The 21,531-nt window shown below is 40.1% G+C and carries 19 protein-coding genes; 12 read left to right on the plus strand and 7 right to left on the minus strand.

Annotation, left to right across the window (positions count from 1 at the left end; translation table 11 throughout):
• Window positions 1-2: 2 nt before the first annotated feature.
• The 3 genes from glyS to I6E80_RS19475 all read left to right on the plus strand — a co-directional run bounded on the left by glyS (window position 3) and on the right by I6E80_RS19475 (window position 4,273).
• Window positions 3-2,072 carry a glycine--tRNA ligase subunit beta gene (glyS, locus tag I6E80_RS19465; RefSeq protein WP_197186261.1) on the plus strand — a complete coding sequence of 690 codons (2,070 nt, stop codon included), beginning with the start codon at window positions 3-5 and terminating at the stop codon, window positions 2,070-2,072.
• A gap of 75 nt (window positions 2,073-2,147) precedes the next feature.
• The gene (locus I6E80_RS19470) at window positions 2,148-2,597 is read left to right on the plus strand and encodes a hypothetical protein (RefSeq protein WP_024599956.1); all 450 of its coding nucleotides are present in this window, start codon (window positions 2,148-2,150) and stop codon (window positions 2,595-2,597) included.
• A gap of 53 nt (window positions 2,598-2,650) precedes the next feature.
• The gene (locus tag I6E80_RS19475) at window positions 2,651-4,273 is read left to right on the plus strand and encodes a P-loop NTPase fold protein (RefSeq protein ID WP_197186262.1); all 1,623 of its coding nucleotides are present in this window, start codon (window positions 2,651-2,653) and stop codon (window positions 4,271-4,273) included.
• A 63-nt stretch (window positions 4,274-4,336) separates the two neighbouring features.
• On the opposite strand, the gene tusA is transcribed toward I6E80_RS19475, so the two are convergent.
• From tusA to fadB, 3 genes are all read right to left on the minus strand, one after another.
• Complete coding sequence (gene tusA, locus I6E80_RS19480) at window positions 4,337-4,576, minus strand: sulfurtransferase TusA (RefSeq protein WP_004335190.1); 240 nt, start codon at window positions 4,574-4,576, stop codon at window positions 4,337-4,339.
• A 293-nt stretch (window positions 4,577-4,869) separates the two neighbouring features.
• Window positions 4,870-6,039: an acetyl-CoA C-acyltransferase FadA gene (gene fadA, locus I6E80_RS19485; protein ID WP_197186263.1), complete on the minus strand. Its 1,170-nt coding sequence runs from the start codon at window positions 6,037-6,039 to the stop codon at window positions 4,870-4,872.
• A 4-nt stretch (window positions 6,040-6,043) separates the two neighbouring features.
• Entirely contained in the window at window positions 6,044-8,203 is a 2,160-nt protein-coding gene (gene fadB / locus I6E80_RS19490) for a fatty acid oxidation complex subunit alpha FadB (RefSeq protein WP_024599953.1), read from the minus strand.
• A 193-nt stretch (window positions 8,204-8,396) separates the two neighbouring features.
• Here fadB and I6E80_RS19495 point away from each other — a divergent pair, with 193 nt between their 5' ends.
• The 8 genes from I6E80_RS19495 to I6E80_RS19530 all read left to right on the plus strand — a co-directional run bounded on the left by I6E80_RS19495 (window position 8,397) and on the right by I6E80_RS19530 (window position 15,987).
• Window positions 8,397-10,283, plus strand: a complete 1,887-nt coding sequence (locus I6E80_RS19495) for a transglycosylase SLT domain-containing protein (RefSeq protein WP_170072872.1) — start codon at window positions 8,397-8,399, stop codon at window positions 10,281-10,283.
• Between the two features lie 115 nt (window positions 10,284-10,398).
• Window positions 10,399-11,721, plus strand: a complete 1,323-nt coding sequence (pepQ, locus tag I6E80_RS19500) for a Xaa-Pro dipeptidase (protein WP_197186264.1) — start codon at window positions 10,399-10,401, stop codon at window positions 11,719-11,721.
• Window positions 11,722-11,809: 88 nt separating this feature from the next.
• Window positions 11,810-12,424 (plus strand): YigZ family protein, encoded by a 615-nt coding sequence (locus I6E80_RS19505; protein ID WP_197186265.1) that lies wholly within the window; start codon window positions 11,810-11,812, stop codon window positions 12,422-12,424.
• A gap of 96 nt (window positions 12,425-12,520) precedes the next feature.
• On the plus strand, window positions 12,521-13,972 hold the full coding sequence (locus tag I6E80_RS19510; RefSeq protein WP_007584186.1) for a TrkH family potassium uptake protein: 1,452 nt from the start codon (window positions 12,521-12,523) through the stop codon (window positions 13,970-13,972).
• A 32-nt stretch (window positions 13,973-14,004) separates the two neighbouring features.
• The gene (locus I6E80_RS19515; RefSeq protein ID WP_024599949.1) at window positions 14,005-14,664 is read left to right on the plus strand and encodes a flagellar brake protein; all 660 of its coding nucleotides are present in this window, start codon (window positions 14,005-14,007) and stop codon (window positions 14,662-14,664) included.
• A gap of 463 nt (window positions 14,665-15,127) precedes the next feature.
• A complete protein-coding gene (locus I6E80_RS19520) occupies window positions 15,128-15,340 on the plus strand; it encodes an EF-hand domain-containing protein (protein ID WP_024599948.1) in 213 nt (70 codons plus the stop codon).
• Window positions 15,341-15,479: 139 nt separating this feature from the next.
• Window positions 15,480-15,692 carry a calmodulin gene (locus I6E80_RS19525; RefSeq protein ID WP_024599947.1) on the plus strand — a complete coding sequence of 71 codons (213 nt, stop codon included), beginning with the start codon at window positions 15,480-15,482 and terminating at the stop codon, window positions 15,690-15,692.
• 79 nt (window positions 15,693-15,771) lie between these two features.
• The gene (locus tag I6E80_RS19530) at window positions 15,772-15,987 is read left to right on the plus strand and encodes an EF-hand domain-containing protein (protein ID WP_024599946.1); all 216 of its coding nucleotides are present in this window, start codon (window positions 15,772-15,774) and stop codon (window positions 15,985-15,987) included.
• A 65-nt stretch (window positions 15,988-16,052) separates the two neighbouring features.
• Here I6E80_RS19530 and trkA read toward each other — a convergent pair whose 3' ends face one another.
• From trkA to def, 4 genes are all read right to left on the minus strand, one after another.
• Window positions 16,053-17,429: a Trk system potassium transporter TrkA gene (gene trkA, locus I6E80_RS19535; protein WP_024599945.1), complete on the minus strand. Its 1,377-nt coding sequence runs from the start codon at window positions 17,427-17,429 to the stop codon at window positions 16,053-16,055.
• A gap of 86 nt (window positions 17,430-17,515) precedes the next feature.
• On the minus strand, window positions 17,516-18,811 hold the full coding sequence (gene rsmB / locus I6E80_RS19540; RefSeq protein WP_024599944.1) for a 16S rRNA (cytosine(967)-C(5))-methyltransferase RsmB: 1,296 nt from the start codon (window positions 18,809-18,811) through the stop codon (window positions 17,516-17,518).
• On the minus strand, window positions 18,804-19,757 hold the full coding sequence (fmt, locus tag I6E80_RS19545; RefSeq protein WP_024599943.1) for a methionyl-tRNA formyltransferase: 954 nt from the start codon (window positions 19,755-19,757) through the stop codon (window positions 18,804-18,806). The genes rsmB and fmt overlap by 8 nt, the downstream gene beginning before the upstream one ends.
• A 21-nt stretch (window positions 19,758-19,778) precedes the next feature.
• Complete coding sequence (gene def, locus I6E80_RS19550; RefSeq protein WP_024599942.1) at window positions 19,779-20,285, minus strand: peptide deformylase; 507 nt, start codon at window positions 20,283-20,285, stop codon at window positions 19,779-19,781.
• 118 nt (window positions 20,286-20,403) lie between these two features.
• Between def and I6E80_RS19555 the strand changes: the two genes are divergently transcribed.
• A complete protein-coding gene (locus I6E80_RS19555) occupies window positions 20,404-21,522 on the plus strand; it encodes a LysM peptidoglycan-binding domain-containing protein (protein ID WP_024599941.1) in 1,119 nt (372 codons plus the stop codon).
• The last annotated feature ends 9 nt before the right edge of the window (window positions 21,523-21,531 follow it).

Consider the following 21,531-nt stretch of genomic DNA (forward strand, 5'->3'; position numbering starts at 1 on the left):
GCATGTCAGCACAAAATTTATTAGTAGAAATTGGCACCGAAGAGTTGCCACCAAAAGCACTGCGTAAATTAGCAGAAGCTTTTGCTGCAAACTTAACTGCAGAACTTGAAACACTCGAATTAGCACACCAAGGCGTAAGCTGGTATGCATCGCCTCGTCGTTTAGGTTTACAAGTAAAAGCTCTTGAAGCTAAGCAACAAGACAAAGAAGTTGAAAAACGTGGTCCAGCGACTAAAGCCGCATTTGACGGTGACGGTAACCCAACAAAAGCAGCAATGGGTTGGGCGCGTGGTTGTGGTATTGAAGTAAAAGACGCACAAACACTCGAAACAGACAAAGGCGCATGGTTATTGCACATTGCTAAAGTAGCAGGGCAAGAAACTAAAACGCTAATGACAGGTGCAATTACTAAAGCGTTGGCTAAATTACCAATTCCTAAACCAATGCGTTGGGGCGCGAATAAAACACAATTTATTCGTCCTGTGCATACGGTAACTATTTTGTTTGGTGATGAGCTACTTGAAGGCGAGATCCTTGGTAAGAAAATAACTAATCAGCTTCAGGGTCATCGTTTTCATCACCCAGAAAAAATTAGCATAAACCATGCGGATGACGTTTTTGACGTACTTAAATCTGCTTACGTTATTGCCGACTACGAACAACGTAAAGCGCAAATTCGTACGCAAATAGAAGAGGCCGCAAAGGCAGTTAATGCTGTTGTTGCAATGGATGAAGATTTACTAGAAGAAGTAACATCACTTGTAGAGTGGCCAGTTACTTTAACGGCAACATTTGAAGAAGCATTTTTAGATGTACCAGCCGAAGCGTTAATCTATACCATGAAAGACGATCAAAAATACTTTCCGCTATTAGATCAAAACGGCAAACTTTTAAATAAGTTTTTGTTTGTATCTAACATCGAGAGTAAAGATCCCAGTGTGGTTATTTCTGGTAACGAAAAAGTAGTGCGCCCGCGTTTAGCAGATGCACAGTTCTTCTTTGAAACAGATAAAAAGAAAACACTAGAAAGCCGATTAGAATCGCTTGATAGCGTATTGTTCCAAAAACAACTTGGTACGCTTAAAGATAAGTCTCAGCGTATTAGTGAGCTTGCAGGTTATATTGCTGAGCAATTAGGTGCTGATAAAGTGCTAGCACAGCGTGCAGGCTTATTAAGTAAAACTGACTTAATGACAGAAATGGTAATGGAATTTACCGACGTACAAGGTGTAATGGGAATGCATTACGCTCGCCACGACGGTGAAGCCGAAGATGTAGCCATAGCGCAAAACGAGCAGTACATGCCACGCTTTGCAGGCGACAACTTACCTACAAACTTAATTAGCTGCGCAGTAGCGATTGCTGATAAGTTTGACACGCTGGTGGGTATTTTTGGTATAGGCCAAGCACCTAAAGGTGACAAAGACCCATTTGCGCTTCGTCGTGCTGCTATTGGTGCACTTCGCATTATGGTAGAAAAAGAACTACCACTTGATATTTTAGACCTAGTAGCTAAATCGCAAACATTATTTGGCGACAAGTTAACTAACTTAAATGTATCAGCTGATGTATTTGAATTTATGCTAGGGCGCTTCCGTGCTTGGTATCAAGACGAAGGGATTGAAGTAGACGTAATTCAAGCTGTGCTTGCACGTCGTCCGACTAAACCTGTTGATTTTGATCGCCGTGTTAAGGCTGTGAGTCACTTCCGCACATTAGACGCAGCAGAAGCGCTTGCAGCAGCTAATAAGCGTGTAGGTAATATTCTAGCTAAAAACGACATTACCAGCCAAGGTAGTGTTGATGAGAGCTTGTTAAGCGACGATGCTGAAAAAGTATTGGCATCACAAGTAGCAAAATTTGCCACTGACCTTGCACCACTTTATGCAGATGGAAACTACCAAGAAGCATTAAGCCAATTGGCCGGTATTCGACAAAGTGTTGATAACTTTTTTGACAACGTAATGGTTATGGCCGACGATGAAGCAGTTAAGCAAAATCGTCTTGCGCTATTAAGCCAGTTAAGCGGATTGTTTTTAGGTATTGCAGATATTTCTGTTTTACAAAAATAACACCGATTAGCAATTTTAAAAGCCAGCGTTTTGCTGGCTTTTTAGTTTTCACTGTATGCAAAGGAAACCCCATTGATGATTTCTATGAAACGAATTTTAACCTTAGCAATTGCTGGTTTACTTACTGCCTGTACAAGCCAAATTTCGATTAACGATGTATTGCCACAGCAAGAGCTAGATAAAACAATTTATCTAAGAGGCGACTTTACGCTTTGGGACGCTGAACCTCAGTATCAGTTTTCGCCAGTTGGTCCTGCGCTTTATCAAGCAGAAGTTAAATTTTCTAGCCCTGGTAAAGTGTACGAATTTAAAATAGCAGATGCCGATTTTAGCGAAGGTTATAACTGTGGTTATAGCGACGCACAACCAGAGGGGCAAAGCCTAACACTCGGCCAGCCAGCTATCGCAGACTGTAATACTATTTATAACTACTTTAGTTTCACACCAGCAATAAAAGGCACGTACATAGTAAGTATTGACTACAGTGACTACGATAAGCCACAAGTGACGATAACTAAAAAATAGCTGTAAGCTTTAGTTGTTTGAGAGAATTGATAGATTTGTGACAAGGACGTTGTATGAAAACTAAAGAATGGAACGAAGAAATAAAAATTGATGATATTACTTATCCTGCTGATCAACTAAATAGAAAGCAAGATGCAGAACTGCTTACTAAGATCCTTGTTCGTCGCTCAAATGCGAATAGAGAGAAGCCCAATAAATCCTCTTATGTAATTAACGTAAATGCGGAATGGGGGGCAGGTAAAACTTATTTCGTAAAACGTTGGGCTGAAAACTTAAGGCATGAACATCCGGTTGTTTACATAGATGCTTGGTCGAATGATTTTATGGATTCACCTATTATTACAGTGCTTGCTGAAATACAAGAGCAACTTTTAGAAACAATCAACAAAAGCCATTTAACTCAAGCCAAAAGAAAAAGCTTTAAAAATATAGGTATATCTGTCTTACCAAAAATTTTAGCTGCATTGGTTAAGCGATATGGTGGCTTTGATATTGAAGACCTATTTGTAGACGAAAACTCTGACATAGATGATACTTCTTCATCAACACAAAATAATAAACCATTAGATTTGTCAGCAGCTATGGAAGCAATGACAACACAAGCATTTAAAGAGCATAGTGACTATAAGAAGGGGGTAAAAGAGCTAAAGGGCACCATTAAAGAGTTAGTTAAATACTCGATTGAAAAGCCAAAAGGTGGCTTGCAAGCAACAGCTCGTGATTATCCCGCATTCATTTTTATTGATGAGTTAGACCGCTGCCGCCCAACTTATGCAGTAGAAATGCTAGAAGCAATAAAGCATATTTTCGATATAGAAGGGTTAGTAATAGTTGTTTCAACACATACAGAAGAACTGCAGCACACGATAAAAGCTTTATATGGGAACGATTTTAATGCTGATAACTATTTAAGGCGTTTCTTTGATACAAAGTACCATCTAGATGTTGGGATTTCTGCCAGTTTATTAGAAGCAAATTGTGATTTTACTGTATTAGATAATCACTATCTGGAACAAAAAAGCATTTTACTGTTTCCGCTTTTATCTCAAGGTGATGATATAAAGAGACAGCTATCGTCGCTCATTTCTGAGATATCCAATTGGCAAAACTTAGCACCTAGGTCAGCTATACAATTAGCAGATAGATTACTTACAAGTATAGAGTTAATTGGCGAAGAGAAAACAGTAGATATTTTAGTACTGCTAGTTTTACTTTGTTTATATATGTTCAATAAACCTCAATATGACTATATGTGCAGCATTTTTGATGAACAACGATTTGAAATAAATCCTAGGGTTACAGATTTAAAGCTTTCATCCAAACAACTAAATTTACCTAAGTACCTAAAAGAAATGCTTTTTGCAGCAGAGAAGCTAGATGGTATAAATCAATTACTAAAACTAGAAAGTTATGAGAAAGCAAGTTTGATGAATCTTAAAATAAACTTTTCAGATATTGATCTTTTAACTTATTTTCTGAGTTTCCAAAGCGTTTTAAACAGGAGCGATAAAGCTATAAAACCAGGCTATATGCATACGTTTGGTTATGATGGGAGGGGGGCTATACATGACTACCAGCTGTTAGAAGCACAAATGACATTCTTCGGATTAAGTAGTTTTACAGCGAATGATTACTTGAATCTAATTGGCTTAACGAGTAAATTTGCTGATAGCTGATAGCTGATAGCTGATAGCTGATAGCTGATAGCTGATAGCTGATAGCTGATAGCTGATAGCTGATTACAAACCTTTCTTCACCACATATCTATACGGTGCTTCTTCTGCATCTTTAGCCACCAGCGTGTGATCCATAAACGTACAAAAGCTCGGAATGTCGCGAGTTGTTGACGGGTCATCAGCGGTTATTAATAACGTTTCACCATCATTCATTTTACGAATAGCAGCACGTACCATCATTACTGGCTCTGGGCAGCGAAGGCCTATGGCATCTAATTGGTGATCGGGATTATCAAAGCTCATAATAAATTGGCCTGTTTAATTAAAGTGATTGCTGCGTATGCGAGTGCTTAGGTATAGCAATTAATAAGTTTGGCAGTTTAACGCAATTTTATGTGTAATTTAACTATTTTACTTAATGCTTTTAGCAGTTTCAAAATGCTTTATTTAATAATACGCCCGATCACATAATTACGCTGTTACATGCTTGTTTGATAAAGGGACGTTTTTATAAATTGAAGCTAATAAAAAAGGCGAACTGAATAAAATCAGTCCGCCTTTTTAATCACCAAGATGGTTTTACATGTTCAAACTAATTAGTCTTGAACACGTTCAAATACAGTTGCAATGCCTTGGCCTAAACCAATACACATAGTTGCTAAACCGTATCGTACATTTTTGTCTTCCATTAAGTGAATAAGCGATGTGCTAATACGCGAACCCGAACAACCCAGAGGGTGACCAAGTGCGATTGCGCCGCCATTTAAATTCACTTTTTCGTCAACAACATCCATTAACCCTAAATCTTTCATTACAGGTAATGATTGTGCTGCAAAGGCTTCGTTAAGTTCTACTACGCCTAGGTCATCAATTGTAATACCGGCTTGTGCAAGTGCTTTTTTACTTGCTGGTACTGGGCCGTAACCCATAATTGATGGATCGCAACCAGCGACTGCCATTGCTTTAATACGCGCACGAATTGGTAAACCAAGTTCTTTTGCTTTTTCTTCGCTCATTACTAACATTGCAGATGCGCCGTCAGAAAGTGCAGAAGAAGTACCGGCTGTTACCGTACCCGATGCAGGATTAAATACAGGGCGAAGCTTTGATAGACCTTCTACTGTTGTTTCTGGGCGAATTACTTCGTCGTCTTCAACTAAGATAAGCGAACCATCTGCATCGTGACCTTCCATTGCTAAAATTTCGCGACGGAAACGGCCTTCAACTGTGGCAGCTTGTGCACGTTGATGTGAACGGTAAGCAAATTCATCTTGCTGCTCACGGCTAATGCCATGAAGCGTTGCAAGGTATTCTGCTGTTAAGCCCATAGAGCCAGACGCTTGTGCAATTGATGTTGCTAAGCCTGGATGAAAGTCGTTGCCGTGAGTCATAGGTACGTGGCCCATGTGCTCAACACCACCAATTAGGTAAGTGTCGCCAGCGCCTGTCATTATTGCGCGTGCAGCGTCATGCAATGCTTGCATAGACGAGCCACATAAACGGTTAACCGTTACAGCAGGTACGCTGTGTGGGATACCGGCAAGTAATGCTGCGTTACGTGCTACGTTAAAGCCTTGCTCTAATGTTTGCTGTACACAACCCCAATAAATATCGTCAATTGATGCTGGATCAACTGCTGGGTTGCGATCAAGTAAGCCTTTCATTAAATGTGCGCTTAAGTCTTCAGCACGTTTATGTTTGAATACACCACTTTTAGAGCGACCCATTGGTGTGCGGATACAATCTACAATTACTGGATTATTCATGATATTAACCTTCCACCTTATAGAAAACACGACCTTCTTCGGCCCACTTGCGAGTTTGTTCAGATACTTGGTAAATCGCACCTAGGTGAGCGTATTTGTCTGCTGCTGCAACAAAGTTAGCTAAACCAGTTTGATCTAAGTAACGGAACGCGCCGCCTCTAAATGGAGGGAAACCAACACCGTAAACGAGTGCCATATCTGCTTCTTGCGGCGAGGCAACAATACCTTCTTGCAAGCAAAGTAGCACTTCGTTGATCATTGGAATCATACAACGGTCGATGATTTCTTGTTTATCAAATTCTTTTGGTGCGTCTGTAATTGGGCTTAGTAGCTCAATTGCTGTCTCGTCATGAGACTTTTTAAGACGACCGCGACGATCTGTTTCGTATTTATAAAAACCGGCTTTGTTCTTTTGACCAAAACGTTTTTCGTTAGCAAAAATAGTTACAGGGTCTTTATCCGCACGAGCCATACGCTCAGGGAAACCGTCAGCCATTACGCCAGTACAATGGAATGCTGTATCAATACCTACAACATCAAGTAAGTAAGCCGGACCCATAGGCCAGCCAAATACGTTTTCCATTACTTTATCTACTTTTGCAAAGTTAGCGCCTTCAACCACTAACTTGCTAAAACCTGCAAAGTAAGGGAATAAAACACGGTTTACAAAAAAGCCTGGGCAATCGTTAACAACAATTGGCGATTTACCTAATTTAAGCGCGTAATCAACTACTGCATTAATAGTTTTATCTGATGTTTTTGCACCACGGATAATTTCTACTAATGGCATTTTTGGCACTGGATTGAAAAAGTGCATACCACAGAAGTTTTCTGGCTTATCTAGCGCTTGGGCTAGTAAATCAATACAAATAGTTGATGTGTTTGAAGTAAGTACAGTGCCTTCTGGCATGTTCTTTTCAAGATCAGCTAGTACTGCTTGCTTAACTTTAGGGTTTTCTACAACGGCTTCAACAATAATGTTGGCACTTTGTAGATCTGACTCGTTAAGTGTTGGCTTAATTTTGCTAAGAGTTGCCAACATTTTTTCCATTGGCATATGGCCACGCTTAACTTTTGCACCTAATAGCTTAGACGCTTCACCCATACCTAAATCAAGTGCATCTTGTTGGATGTCTTTCATTATAATAGGCGTGCCTTTATAAGCAGACTGGTATGCAATACCGCCTCCCATAATACCAGCACCTAATACAGCGGCTTGCTTAATTTCTACATCGCTGTGCTTAGCAAATTTACGTGCCTTACCTTTAATGTATTGGTCAGCTAGGAAAATACCTGTTTGTGCAGCTGCTTCTGGTGTACGTGCTAATTTAGCAAAGTTAGCGTTTTCGATTGCCATTGCTTCATCGCGAGTACAGTTTGCCGCTGCTTTAATAGTACGTACAGCCATAACCGGTGCAGGATAGTGGCCTTTGGTTTTACCCATTACCATACCTTCTGCCATAGCAAAGCTCATGCCTTGCTCAACACGGTTTAATTTAAGTGGTTGTAGTTTTACGTTGCGTTTTGCTTGCCAATCTAACTTGCCAGAAATCGCTAGCTCAAGTGTTGATACACTTGATTCTAAAAGTTTGTCAGCACTAACTACCGCGTCAAACGCACCTACTTTAAGGGCATCTGCTGCGCGATTTTCGGCGCCTGAGGTAATCCACATCATTGCGTTATCGGCGCCAATGATACGTGGTAAGCGCACTGTGCCACCAAACCCTGGCATTATGCCAAGTTTAACTTCTGGTAGGCCCATTTTAGCTGTTTCGCTTGCCACACGATAATCGGTAGCAAGTGCCCACTCACAACCACCGCCAAGTGCCATACCGTTTATAGCGCTTAGAGTGGGAAATGGTAAATCTTCGATCGCATCAAAAACGTCGGTTGCGTTTTTGATCCACACTACTAATTCTTCTTCAGGTTTAGTAAAAGTAGGTAAAAATTCGAAGATATCGGCACCAATAATAAAGTGTTCTTTATCACTGGTAAAAATCATGCCTTTAATATCAGTATTGGCGGCTAATTCTTTTAATGCTGCTGCGCAATCTGAAAGAGTTTTTTGAGATAGTGTGTTTACAGAACCTGCAACACAAAACTTAAACTCGGCGATGCTTTCCTTTAGGAAGCTAACTTCAAAGGAATCGCTTTTATATAACATTATTATTCTCCCTAGTTGACGAACTAAGACTGGTACGATGAGTTTGCATTTCAATCAGTGTGCTTGCTTTAAATTAAAAATGCAACGAAAAATTTAACTCGGTTACAATCGACTGGTTAAAATATAGCTGGTTTGGTGCTAAGGTGGTTGAAAAGTTTTTATTCACTACTTTAATTTTTTATTAAAGGACATTATGAAAAAATATTTATTAAGTGTTGCGGCAGCTGCATTCATTTTCCCTCTTTATTCTGCCGAGGCAAGTATCGATAACGAGGCATTTTTAGATGCCGAAAAAAAAGTAAGGTACGGAAGCTACCAAGACTTTAAAGAAGCGGTTAGTGGCTTAAATCATCCGTTGAAACCTTACGTTGAAAAAACATATTGGCAGCGCCATCCAAATATTAAGTATCAAGCAGAAATAGAAGACTATTTAAACATATATCAACATACTCCGCTTGAGTGGCCGGTACGCAAAGCGTGGTTAGAGTATTTAAAAAAGAAAAACAAAAAAGCAGCTTATATTCGTAATTATCGTGAAACGTCTAATACTGGGCTTACCTGTACTTATCTAGATTTTCAGCTGGATTTGGGCGCACCTGAAAAAGCAATATTTAATCAGGTAACTGACCTATGGGCTGTGGGTAAGTCGCAGCCAAACGAGTGCGATAGTTTGTTTTCACAGTGGCGAAAAAAAGGCTACATGAAAGAAGAAATCGTTTGGAAGCGCGTTACACTCGCTGCAGATGGCGGTACGCAAAGCTTATTACCTTATTTAAAAACGCTGTTACCTAAAAATGAAAGCTACTTAGCAGATTTATATTTAAAAGTACGTAAAGATCCAAGCGCTGCAGCTGGATTATATAGATATAAAAATAAGTCGGCTAAAGAAGGCCAAATAGCACTTTATGGTGTTAAGCGTCTAATATGGCGCGATAAAGAGCTTGCTTTGAAGGCGTGGGAAAAGTTAGAAAAAATATTTAAGTACAGTGACGAGGAAAAAGCGGGTGTGTATTACACCTTTGCATTGTCACTTGCTTCAAGCGGGCATAAACAAGCGAGCTTTTGGCTAAATAAAGTGCCAAAAGAGCGACTAGACAGCAAGCTTATTCAGTGGCAATTGGGCAATATGCTTAAAATCCAAGATTGGGAAGGGATAGCTGCGTTTTTTACGGGTAAAGAAAACTTAAGCCTTGGCCAGCAATATTGGTTAGCTTATAGCTATGCTAAACGTGGTGAGCAGCAAAAAGCAGACGATATTTGGAAAAAAGTAGCGGCTAATCGTGATTATTACGGCTTTTTAGCAGCAGCTCGTTTGGGGTTGCCCGTTGATTTAAATAATCAACCTTTAGCTGTTGATCAAATGCTTGTAGATAAAGTAAGTAATGCGCCAGGCTTTAAACGTGCAAAAGCACTTTATGATATTGAGCGCTTTACGTCGGCGCGCCGGGAGTGGAATTATTTAACGGATACGTCTAGCGATGAAGAAAAGCTGGCAGCATCACAGCTATCTACCGATCTCGGTTGGCATGACAGTACTATTTTTACTTTAGCAAAAATTAAAGCATGGGATAACGTAGAGCAACGCTTTCCATTTGCGTTTCAGGATGTATTTGAGCGCTACAGTAAGCGCAGTAAAATAGATGTTGCATGGAGTATTGCTATTGCAAGGCGTGAAAGTTCTTTTGCACCAGATGCTCGTTCGCATGCTAATGCACGTGGTTTAATGCAGTTATTACCAAGTACGGCAGACTATGTGAATAAAAGCAGCGTTACGAGTAGTCGTTTATATCAACCTAAAACAAATATTAGGTTGGGTACGAGTTACCTACAGTACTTGAAAAAGAAAAACCACGGTAACGAAGTGCTGGCTACGGCTTCTTATAATGCGGGTTATCATCGTATAAAGCGTTGGTTGCCTGATGAAGCTATTCCAGCTGAGCTGTGGGTAGAGCTTATTCCGTATCGTGAAACCCGTGATTACGTAAAAAATGTATTTGCTTACAGACAGGTTTACCATACAAGAATGGGCCGAGAAGGTAATGTATTAGCGCCGCTACTAGATATGAAAATGGGCGGTTAGTAAACATAAGTTTAAAGTAGGGGGATATTTAATGCGTTTAGATATCCCCTTTTTTGAGCGCCCAGCGTATAAGTGGTAGACTCAAAGCAAGTTAAATTTAACAGATGGATTAACAATGGATAAATTAGCCGTTTTATACGCCGAACATATTGCAACACTGCAACAGCGTACTCGTACAATTTGTAATAGCGAAGGGTTAGAAGGATTAGTAATTCATTCAGGCCAAGCTAAGCGCCAGTTTTTAGATGATATGTATTATCCATTTAAAGTTAATCCACAGTTTAAAGCGTGGTTACCGGTTATTGATAATCCTCATTGCTGGATTGTGGTAAATGGTAGCGACAAGCCAAAACTAATATTTTATCGCCCGGTAGATTTTTGGCATAAAGTGCCAGATGAGCCTCGCGACTTTTGGGCTGAGTACTTTGATATAGAGCTATTACTGCAACCTGATCAAGTTGAAAAGTTATTACCATACGATAAAGCTAAGTACGCTTATATGGGTGAGTACATTGAAGTAGCACAAGCACTTGGTTTTAGTATTATGAATCCAGAGCCGGTACTTAACTATTTTCATTACCACCGCGCTTATAAAACGCAGTACGAGCTTGAGTGTTTACGCAACGCTAACTGCATTGCAGTAAATGGACATAAAGCTGCACGCGATACATTTTTTAATGGCGGCAGTGAGTTCGATATTCAGCAAGCGTACTTAATGGCTACACGTCAAAGCGAAAATGAAATGCCGTATGGCAACATTGTTGCACTTAACGAAAACTGCGCTATTTTGCACTACACGCACTTTGATCCAAAAGCGCCACAAACACATAACTCATTTTTAATAGATGCCGGTGCAAACTTTAACGGTTATGCCGCTGATATTACTCGTACGTATGATTTTAAAAAGCAGGGTGAGTTTGCCGAGCTTGTACAGGCGATGACGGTTCAACAAATCGAACTAGGTAAAGGTTTGAAGCCGGGTATGCTTTATGGTGATTTACACGTTGAATGCCATAACCGTATCGCACAAATACTTAGTGACTTTAAAATTGTTAACCTACCCGCTGAGGAAATTGTAGAGCGTAAAATTACCTCTACTTTCTTCCCGCATGGACTAGGGCATCACCTAGGTTTACAAGTGCATGATATGGGCGGTTTTATGAGTGACGAAAAGGGCACGCATCAGCCATCGCCTGAAGGGCATCCGTTCTTGCGTTGTACTCGCCTGATCGAAAAAAACCAAGTGTTTACTATTGAACCCGGTTTATACTTTATTGATTCACTGCTTAGTGATTTAGCGCAAACCGATAATAAACAGTTTATTAATTGGGAAAAGGTTGAGTCATTCAAACCATTTGGCGGTATTCGTATTGAAGATAACATTATTGTTCACGAAGATAGCCTAGAGAATATGACGCGTAATTTAGAACTCGATTAATTCTAGTTAACACTAATTAATTTATACACGTTAAAATACGTACATTACTTAAAGGGGCCTTTTGGCCCCCTTTTTACAAGTTTAAAATATGTCTGAATATAAATATCCTGCTGCTGACGTTTTTCACCAAGAAGAGATTAAAAAAAGTACGTTTATAGTCCACATTGCACATACCCCCGATTTAAATTCAGCCAAAGCATTTATTAAAAGCATTGAAGACAAGTATAGCGATGCGCGTCATAACTGCTGGGCACATGTAGCAGGCAACCCCGGTGGTAGTCATGTTTATGGTTTTTCGGACGATGGTGAACCAAACGGCACTGCAGGAAAGCCTATGTTAAATGTACTGGTGGGTTCAGGCCTTGGCGAAATCACAGCTGTGGTCACACGTTACTTTGGCGGTATAAAATTAGGCACAGGCGGATTAGTACGTGCTTATGGTGGCTCATTAAATAATGCATTAGTAAAATTGCAAACAGTGCTTAAAGTTCCCAGTGTTGAAATTACAGGGAGTAGCGAGTACAGCATGCAAGGTGCGATTGAGCAGTTATTAAAAACAAAGTATCAAGTGCTTAATATTGATAAGCAATTTACTGCTAATATTGAATGGGTGATTACAATAGATAGCCGCGAAGCTCAGCAAGCAATCAAAGATATTTTTGATTTAAGTCACGGCGCAGTTGAGTTAACTATTAAAGAGTAATAACCTAGACAAATTGCATGTAATGCATACTGACCCTATTTAATTTGGTTGATACTACTCAGCCTGAATTTACTAATAATAAAAGCGACAAGCTAAATGCAATTTCGTACCATCATAAAAATTCTTGGCCAACTTGTTGCGCTGTTTAGTATTACCATGGTGCCGCCGGCACTGGTGTCTTTAATATATAAAGACGGTGGTGGTGTTCCTTTTGTTTTAGCATTTATCTTTAGTGTTGTTATTGGCATGATGGCTTATTACCCAAACCGCCATGAAAACGGTGACTTAAAAGCGCGTGAAGGCTTTTTAATTGTTGTCCTGTTTTGGCTGGTACTTGGGGCGTTTGCGTCCTTGCCGCTTATCTTTTTACAAGAACCTAATTTATCGCTCGCCGATGCGGTGTTTGAAGCATTTTCTGGCTTAACCACCACCGGCGCTACAGTACTTACCGGTATTGAGTACTTACCCAAGTCGGTGTTGTTTTATCGCCAGCAACTCCAGTGGTTTGGCGGTATGGGTATAATCGTACTCGCTGTTGCTATACTCCCCATGCTAGGTGTTGGTGGTATGCAGTTGTACCGCGCTGAAATACCAGGGCCTGTAAAAGATTCTAAAATGACCCCGCGAATTGCCGATACAGCAAAGCATCTTTGGTATATATATGTGTCGCTTACTATTGCTTGTATGCTGGCTTATTGGGCTGCGGGAATGGAGTGGTTTGATGCTATATGTCATGCATTTTCAACGGTCGCGATAGGTGGTTTTTCTACTTATGATGCATCCATGGGGCACTTTGATAGCCCTGTAATTAACTTTATTTGTGTGTTCTTTTTAATTATTGCCGCTGTTAACTTCTCCCTGCACTACGCCGCAGTGGCTAGTCGTAACATACAAGTTTATATTCGAGACCCTGAGTTTAAGGTGTTTTTGTGTATTCAATTAGCGCTGGTGGTTATTTGTTTTACTGTGCTTTCCTCTAATGAAATATTTGCTAATGGCGATGAAACCCTCGATCAGGCGCTATTTCAAGCTGTTTCAATGAGTACAACAGCAGGCTTTGCTACTGATAACTTTTCAACATGGCCTTTGTTTTTACCTATTTTACTTATATTTTCGAGCTTTATTGGTGGCTGTGCAGGCTCTACCGGTGGTGGTATGAAAGTAGTGCGTGTGTTCCTACTTTACTTGCAGGGAGTACGTGAGCTTAATCGTTTGGTGCATCCTCGTGCCATATATTCAATCAAGCTGGGTCGAAAGGCGTTGCCAGATAAAGTAGTAGAAGCCGTATGGGGCTTTTTCTCTGCGTATGCACTGGTATTTATTATTATTATGTTAGCGCTTATGGGCACGGGTATGGATAACATAACGGCGTTCTCAGCCACTGCGGCTTGTTTAAATAACTTAGGCCCAGGCTTGGGTGATGTAGCCTCGCATTACGGCGCTATAACCGATGGCGCTAAATGGTTACTGACCATTGCAATGGTGTTTGGGCGCCTAGAAATATTTACCTTATTAGTGCTATTTACGCCTACATTTTGGCGTGGGTAAAAAGCCAATAAATTCATCATTGGGAAAGGGATATGCCAACAAATTTAGAAAAGCTAAAGCATATAGGTGTAGGCAGCTTAGTCGACCTAGAAATATTAACACCTACAAGCAGTAAGCGTGTTAAAACTGAATTAGTTGGTTTACTCGATAAACAGTTCATTATTTTAAACTATCCTAATGCCAAGCGTTTGCCGGCCGCGACTGACTATTTACGAGATGGCGTAATGGTTGTTGTAAGAGCGCTTATTGAAGGCAGTGGTGGGCAAGTTATAGCGTTTCGCCAACAAATTATGTCGGTAGCTTCTCACCCGGCTAAGCTCGTGTTTATTAACTACCCTAAGCAAGTGCAGTTATTTTCACTACGCTCGCAAACGCGAATACCTACCTTATTACCTGCAAAACTAAAACTAAGTGACGACAGAGTACTCGAAGGCCTTATTAAAGATATTTCACTTACCGGTGTAATGTTTGATATTAGAGGCGATCAGCAAGTTGAAAGCATTAAAGATATGCAATGCACTGTCATACTTAATAGCAGCGATAAAGACTTTGAAGGTGAAGTTTGCAGTGTTAAAGAGCATGCCGAAGGTGTGCACTGTGGGATTAAGCTACTAGCAAGCGAAGATGAAATGAAAACCTTTATGAAAGAGCATTTTATAGACCCTTCTGCACTCGAACCTACCGTCGAATAAATAGCTTTCGCTTATTTGCAACAAAAAGGCGTTTTATGTCAGTGCTTATAAAATATTTTTTATTATTTTCATAATTAAAATATTATTAATATAAAACAATACATTAAGTGTTGCTTTTGGCAGCTTATTTTGTGTTATTAAATCTACCTCGTTAAAATTTATCTCAATTACTCTTTAAAACCACTCATTTTAAAACCATGCATTTAAAAATGTATCTTTTTATATAAACATAACTATATGTTTTTAATCGTTTTAATATATCCACTATAAAGTGCGTTGCTAAAAGGCAACAGTAATTACTTTAAAAACCCCTTCTTTTTATGCCTTTTACATTTAACTATCTGAAATTTAATAGCTTTTAAATATTGGCATCTAAGTTGTAATAGTCTAGGTGTACTGAACGAAATCGTGATTCAAAGTGAAATACTTAATCGCACACACATAAATTTGAAGGATACATATTATGAAAAGCATTAATAAAACTTTAGCACTTATCGCATTAGCATCATCTTCAGCCGTTTTTGCTGCAACAGACTTTGACACACTTGATGTTGATGGCAGTGGCACAATCAGCCAAGCAGAAGCATCAGTAGATGCGAAGTTAATGAGCATGTTCTCAGAGCTTGATACTGACCAAAATGGTGAGTTATCAAAAGAAGAATTTTCAGAAGCATAATTTAAAAGTATTTGTCCTGAGTTGCCAAAGACAACCTAAGTAGGCAAGGGAGCTTACGAAAGAGGATAACAAGGAAGTGAAAATTACGTTTTAAGTTAAACGAAGCAATTTTTTTGATAGAACATTGAAGGATTAAGTTATGAAACATTTAAATAAAGCATTAGCACTTATCGCACTAGCGTCTTCTTCAGCTGCATTTGCAGCATCAGATTTTGACAGTCTTGATATCGATGGTAGCGGCACAATTAGCCCAAGCGAAGCTGCAGTAGATACAGACTTAATGGCTGAATTTATTGAGCTAGATACCGACGGTAGCGGTGAGCTTTCTAAAGAAGAGTTCGCTAATTACTAATTAATCTTTTTCAGGTTAAACATTTTTTCACAGTCAGGGATCTTTGAAAAGGACTTCCCATCTTACTAGGAATATTATTATGAAAACATTAAATACAACACTTGCAGTTATCGTTTTAGCATCTTCATCAGCAGCATACGCAGCAGTCGATTTTTCTTCTTTTGATGCAGATGGCGATGGCGTAATCTCAATGGAAGAAGCAAAGGTTAACCCTCAGCTTGTAAAAATCTTTGATGATTTAGATACCGATGGAAATGGTGAGATTTCTAAAGAAGAGTTTTCAAAAGTACAGTAAGCAAACGCTTCATACTCCACTAAAGCCGCCTTAGTCAGCGGCTTTTTTGCGTTTAAAAACAATGATTATAGGAATATAGCGCTTACTTGGAAGAGCTTTTCTACAACGGTAATATGTTTTTTGTCGATTAAAAACATGATGACATGATCGCCCGACATAATAATTGTATCGTCGTGGGCTATCAGCACATCGTCATTACGTACTATTGCCCCAATAGTTGTTCCTGCAGGAAGTTTTATATCGGCAATAGCACGACCAACCACTTTAGATGTGTTTTCATCACCATGAGCAACGGCTTCAATGGCTTCTGCTGCGCCTTTACGCAGTGAATACACGTTAACAATATCACCACGGCGTACGTGCGTTAATAGCGCAGATATAGTGGCTTGTTGTGGTGATATGGCAATGTCTATTTCGCCGCCTTGGACTAAATCTACGTAGGCACCACGCTGAATAAGCACCATGGTTTTTTGTGCGCCCATACGTTTAGCAAGCATGGCTGACATAATGTTAGCTTCATCGTCGTTGGTTACGGCAATAAATACATCGACTTGTTCAATATGTTCTTCTGAAAGAAGTTCTTGATCAGATGCGTCACCACAAAAAACGACCGTGTTATCGAGCATTTCTGAGAGTTGTTCAGCACGTTCTTTACTGCGCTCAATTAATTTAACGGTGTGGTTTTTCTCAAGTGAGCGGGCAAGGCCAGCGCCAATGTTACCGCCACCAGCTATCATAATTTTTTTGTAAGAGCGTTCAAGCTTTTGCAGCTCGTTCATTACTGCGCGTATATGTTTTGTAGCGGCAATAAAGAATACTTCATCATCTGCTTCAATAACGGTTGTACCTAATGGTTTTATTGCTTTACCTTGACGATAAATAGCGGCAACACGAGTTTCTACATTAGGGATGTGTTCTTTAAGTGCAGATAACGCATAACCCACAAGTAAACCGCCATAGTAAGCTTTCACTGCTACTAATGAGAGCATACCATCAGCAAACTGCAACACTTGCAGAGCACCAGGGTAGTCAATTAAACGGCGGATATACTTAGTGACCAGTGCTTCGGGAGCAATGTAATGATCGATTGGTAAATCATCATTTTGAAAAAGCTTCTCGCGGTACTTTAAATATTGCTCCGAGCGAATACGGGCAATCTTAGTGGGAGTATTAAAAATACTGTACGCCACTTGGCATGCAACCATGTTCACTTCATCTGAACTGGTTACGGCTATAATCATATCGGCATCTTCAGCGCCAGCACGGCGTAATACATCAGGATGTGCGCTGTGGCCCATAACCCCTTGTAAGTCGTACTTATCTTGAAGTTCACGTAATCGGTTACCGTCAATATCAACAACAGTAATTTCGTTTTGTTCGCCAACTAAGTTTTCAGCAAGCGTAGCGCCAACTTGCCCGGCACCGAGTATAATTATTTTCATTATTTACCCGTGGTATTGACCATAATTTAATTAAAAAAATAGCCATTTAATATTTCATAAATGGCTAACTATTCAGTGTACGGCTATTAGGCTTTTTTAACTAGTTTAGCGTAATAAAATCCATCACTTTCACCGGGTAATAACTGCAAACCTGGAGTTGTTAAGGTATCGTTTTCGTGTAGCGGTATATGTTCTACATCATCGTTATTAGCTAAAAACTTAGCAACTTGCTGTTGGTTTTCTTGTGGAAGAACCGAACACGTAGCATATACCAATGTGCCACCTGGTTTTAACAGTGGCCAAATGCTATCAAGAATATCGCTTTGTAACTTAGATAAGTCTTCGATGTCAGATGCGCGACGTAACCATTTTATATCAGGGTGACGGCGGATTACGCCAGTAGCCGAACAAGGCACATCAAGCAAAATACGATCAAATAATTTTTCGTCCCACCAAGTATGTGGTTGTGATGCATCGCCACATTGAAGATCTGCGCCTAAGCCAATACGCGTTAAGTTTTGCTTAACACGTTCAAGGCGAGTTGCATCGCTATCAAGTGCAAGTACTTCTGCATCAGCAAGCTCTAATATATGACACGTCTTACCGCCAGGTGCTGCACAGGCATCTAAAATGTAGTCATCTGCTTTAGGTTCTAAAAAGCGTGCTGCAAGTTGTGCTGCGGCATCTTGTACTGAACATGCACCCGTATCAAACTCAGGCAATGAAAATACATCGCGTGGCTTAGCAAGCTTAATCCCATCTACAAAATCTGGGTTTAAGGTGTGTTCAATATCATTAGCGCTAAGCATATCGCTGTATTCTTGTGTACTAAACTGCGACTGATTTACACGTAACCACATAGGTGCTTGTTGTTGGTTTTCTGCAAGTATATCTTCCCAGCTATCTGGATAGGCTTCTTTAACTTGTTTGATAAACCAATTTGGGTGGTTGTATAAGCACACAGGGATCAGCTTTGCTTTTTCTTCAAGCTCTGCTTGTTGGCGCTGAAAACTACGTAAAATGGCGTTTATTAGCCCTTTTAATCCTAAAGCGCGAAGTTGAGCCAGTGCGTTTACAGTTTCTGAAATAGCAGCATGCGGTGGTACGCGCATATGCTGTAGCTGATAAATACCTACGTACAATAAAAACTGAAATATTCTACGTTTACCTTTTAATGGCTGCTCTACTAAGTGTTGGCAGTAATTTTCAAGGCTCGGTAAATAGCGTAAAACGCCATAACAAATTTGCTGTAGTAACGCTTTATCTTTAGGCGGCAAGCCTTGGCTTGCAAATGGAAGTTCTTGATTAAGCGATGCGCCTTTATCAACGACGTTATATAAAGTTTCAGCGGCAAGCGCTCTTACGTTTGGAACATTACTCATTGTTTTCGCCTAATATTGTGCCAGGGGTAACCCAGTCGCTACGACCATTTAAAAAGTCGTTAATTGCCATTGGTTTTTTACCTTGCGGCTGTAATTGCGTAATACATAAAGCGTGTTCGCCACACGCCACTACTACGCCATTTTTGTCGCTTGATAAAATTTGCCCAGGATCACCTAATTGCTGCACAACCTGCGCTTGATAAATCTTTACTGTTTGCCCACCCATTTGGGTAAAGCACACTGGCCATGGATTAAAAGAGCGAATGTTGCGCTCAATTTGCAGCGCACTCATAGACCAGTCGATATTAGCTTCCTCTTTAGAAAGCTTTTTAGCGTAGTTAGCAAGTTCATCATTTTGAGGTTCAGGGGTGATCTCGCCATTAGCTAATTTATTAATGGTTTCAATTAATGCGTCTGGTCCTAGCTCAGCAAGTTTTGTGTATAAGCTTGCGCTAGTTTCTGTCGTGCTAATAGGGCAGCGACTTATATGTAGCATATCGCCGGTATCTAGCCCTTCATCCATTTGCATTATTGTTACGCCGGTTTGTTCATCACCAGCCCAAATTGCGCGTTGAATAGGTGCAGCACCGCGCCAGCGCGGTAATATAGAACCATGTACATTTAAACAACCTAAACGCGGGGCTTCTAATATAGCTTTAGGTAAAATTAAGCCATACGCTACAACAATCATAATATCGGCATTTAAGCTTGTTAGCTCTGCTAGTGCTTCATCATTTTTTAATGACTGTGGCTGAAAAACCGGTAAGTTGTGCTCAAGCGCTAGCTCTTTCACTTCACTGGCTTTTAATTTTTTACCACGACCAGCAGGGCGGTCTGGCTGGCTATATACACCCACTATTTGGTGTTCGCTTTGTATCAGCGCTTGTAAATGACGTGCTGCAAAGTCCGGCGTACCGGCAAATATAATGCGTAATGGTTGAGTCACTGAGTTTTCCTAAGGTGCTTATTACTGATCTGCAAATTTGGCTTCTTTTTCAAGCTTTTTACGAATACGTTGGCGCTTTAATGGAGATAAGTAATCAATGAACAGCTTACCTTGAAGGTGATCTAGTTCATGCTGAATACAAATAGCCAGTAATTCATCTGCATCTAGTACAAATTCTTCACCGTTTTCGTTAAGTGCAGCGACTGTTACTGTTTCTGCGCGATCTACTTTTGCATACGAGTTGGGTACTGATAAACAGCCTTCTTCGCTAACGGTAGAGCCGTCTTTTTTAATGATTTGTGGATTAATTAACACCAGTGGCTCATCACGCTCTTCTGATACATCAATAACAACGATTCGTTGATGAATATCTACTTGCGTGGCCGCAAGTCCAATGCCATTTTCATCGTACATTGTCTCTAGCATGTCTTTTACAATTTGGCGTACTGTGTCGTCAACTTGTGCAACATCTTTTGCTATAGTACGTAAACGCTCATCTGGAAATCTTAAAACTTCTAACCTAGCCATAGTTACCTTTTTCACTTGTGCTTAATTTAGGGTATTGTATGCTCTTATTTTAGCCATTCGCGTTCACCTTTAACAGGTTTTGGGCAATAATAATGAAAAAACAATACAAGGAAGCTCAATGAAATCTCCATTACTTGCAATCATGCTTACGTTAAGTGCTGCATTCCCCGCAGTTGCTGACGTGCTTAAAATAAAAAAAGATGCACCAAAACAGTATGTTGTAAAAAAAGGCGATACACTTTGGGATATTTCTGGCATCTATTTAGATGAGCCTTGGCTATGGCCTGAACTTTGGCAAATGAATCCACAAATTGACAACCCGCACCTAATTTACCCCGGCGATGCATTAGCGCTGATATACGATGCAGATGGAAACCCACGTTTAGTGATCAATAAAGGATATAGAAAGTTATCTCCTCAGGGGCGTATTACACCAAAAGGGCGTAATGCTATTACTACCTTGCCGCTTGAAATGATTAAACCTTATATCAGTTACGAGCAAGCAATGAACAGTGATGATATTAAAGGCAAACCTTATATTTTAGGTGCTAACGAAAACACTAAAACACAAACGTTAGGTCATATTTTATATGCTAAAGGCGACTTACAAGTACATAAAGCGTATGCCATTTACCACAAGGGCGATGCTTACACCGACTTAACTGGTGAAGTGTTAGCAACGCGTGCATCTTACGTGGGTATCGCACGTGCGTTTAGAGCAGGTGATGAACACAATGGCGTGCCTTCGTCATTACGTGTTGAATCTGTTAAACGAGAAATTCAGCAAGGTGACTTTTTAATGCCGGCAATGGAAGGTCAAATGCTTCCTGCGTACTTTAATATACACCGCCCTTCTGAGCCTGTAACAGGGAATATTATCGCTTCCCCGCGCCACGTTAGAGAATTCAGCACAATGGATGTTGTAGTGCTAAACTTAGGCAGTGAACAAAATATAGAAGAAGGTCATGTATTAGATCTAGAGCGTCAATCGCCAACGGTTATTGATGGTCCTCGTGGCCCTCGTTACCCAGAAGACTCTAGTAAATACGAGAAGCTTTTATCTGATGTGAGCCAATTATTTGGTGATGAGTCTGACGAAGAAAATACAACGTGGACTATGCCTAAAGAAAAAGTTGGCGAGCTAATTGTCTTTAAAGTGTATGACAAAATAAGTTATGCATTAATAACTAAAAACCAGCACCCAATTCGCATTGGAGATATTGCAGTTATTCATTAAGAAGTAGCG

The sequence above is a fragment of the Pseudoalteromonas sp. NSLLW218 genome (genome assembly GCF_015864775.1).
Lineage (GTDB): Bacteria > Pseudomonadota > Gammaproteobacteria > Enterobacterales > Alteromonadaceae > Pseudoalteromonas.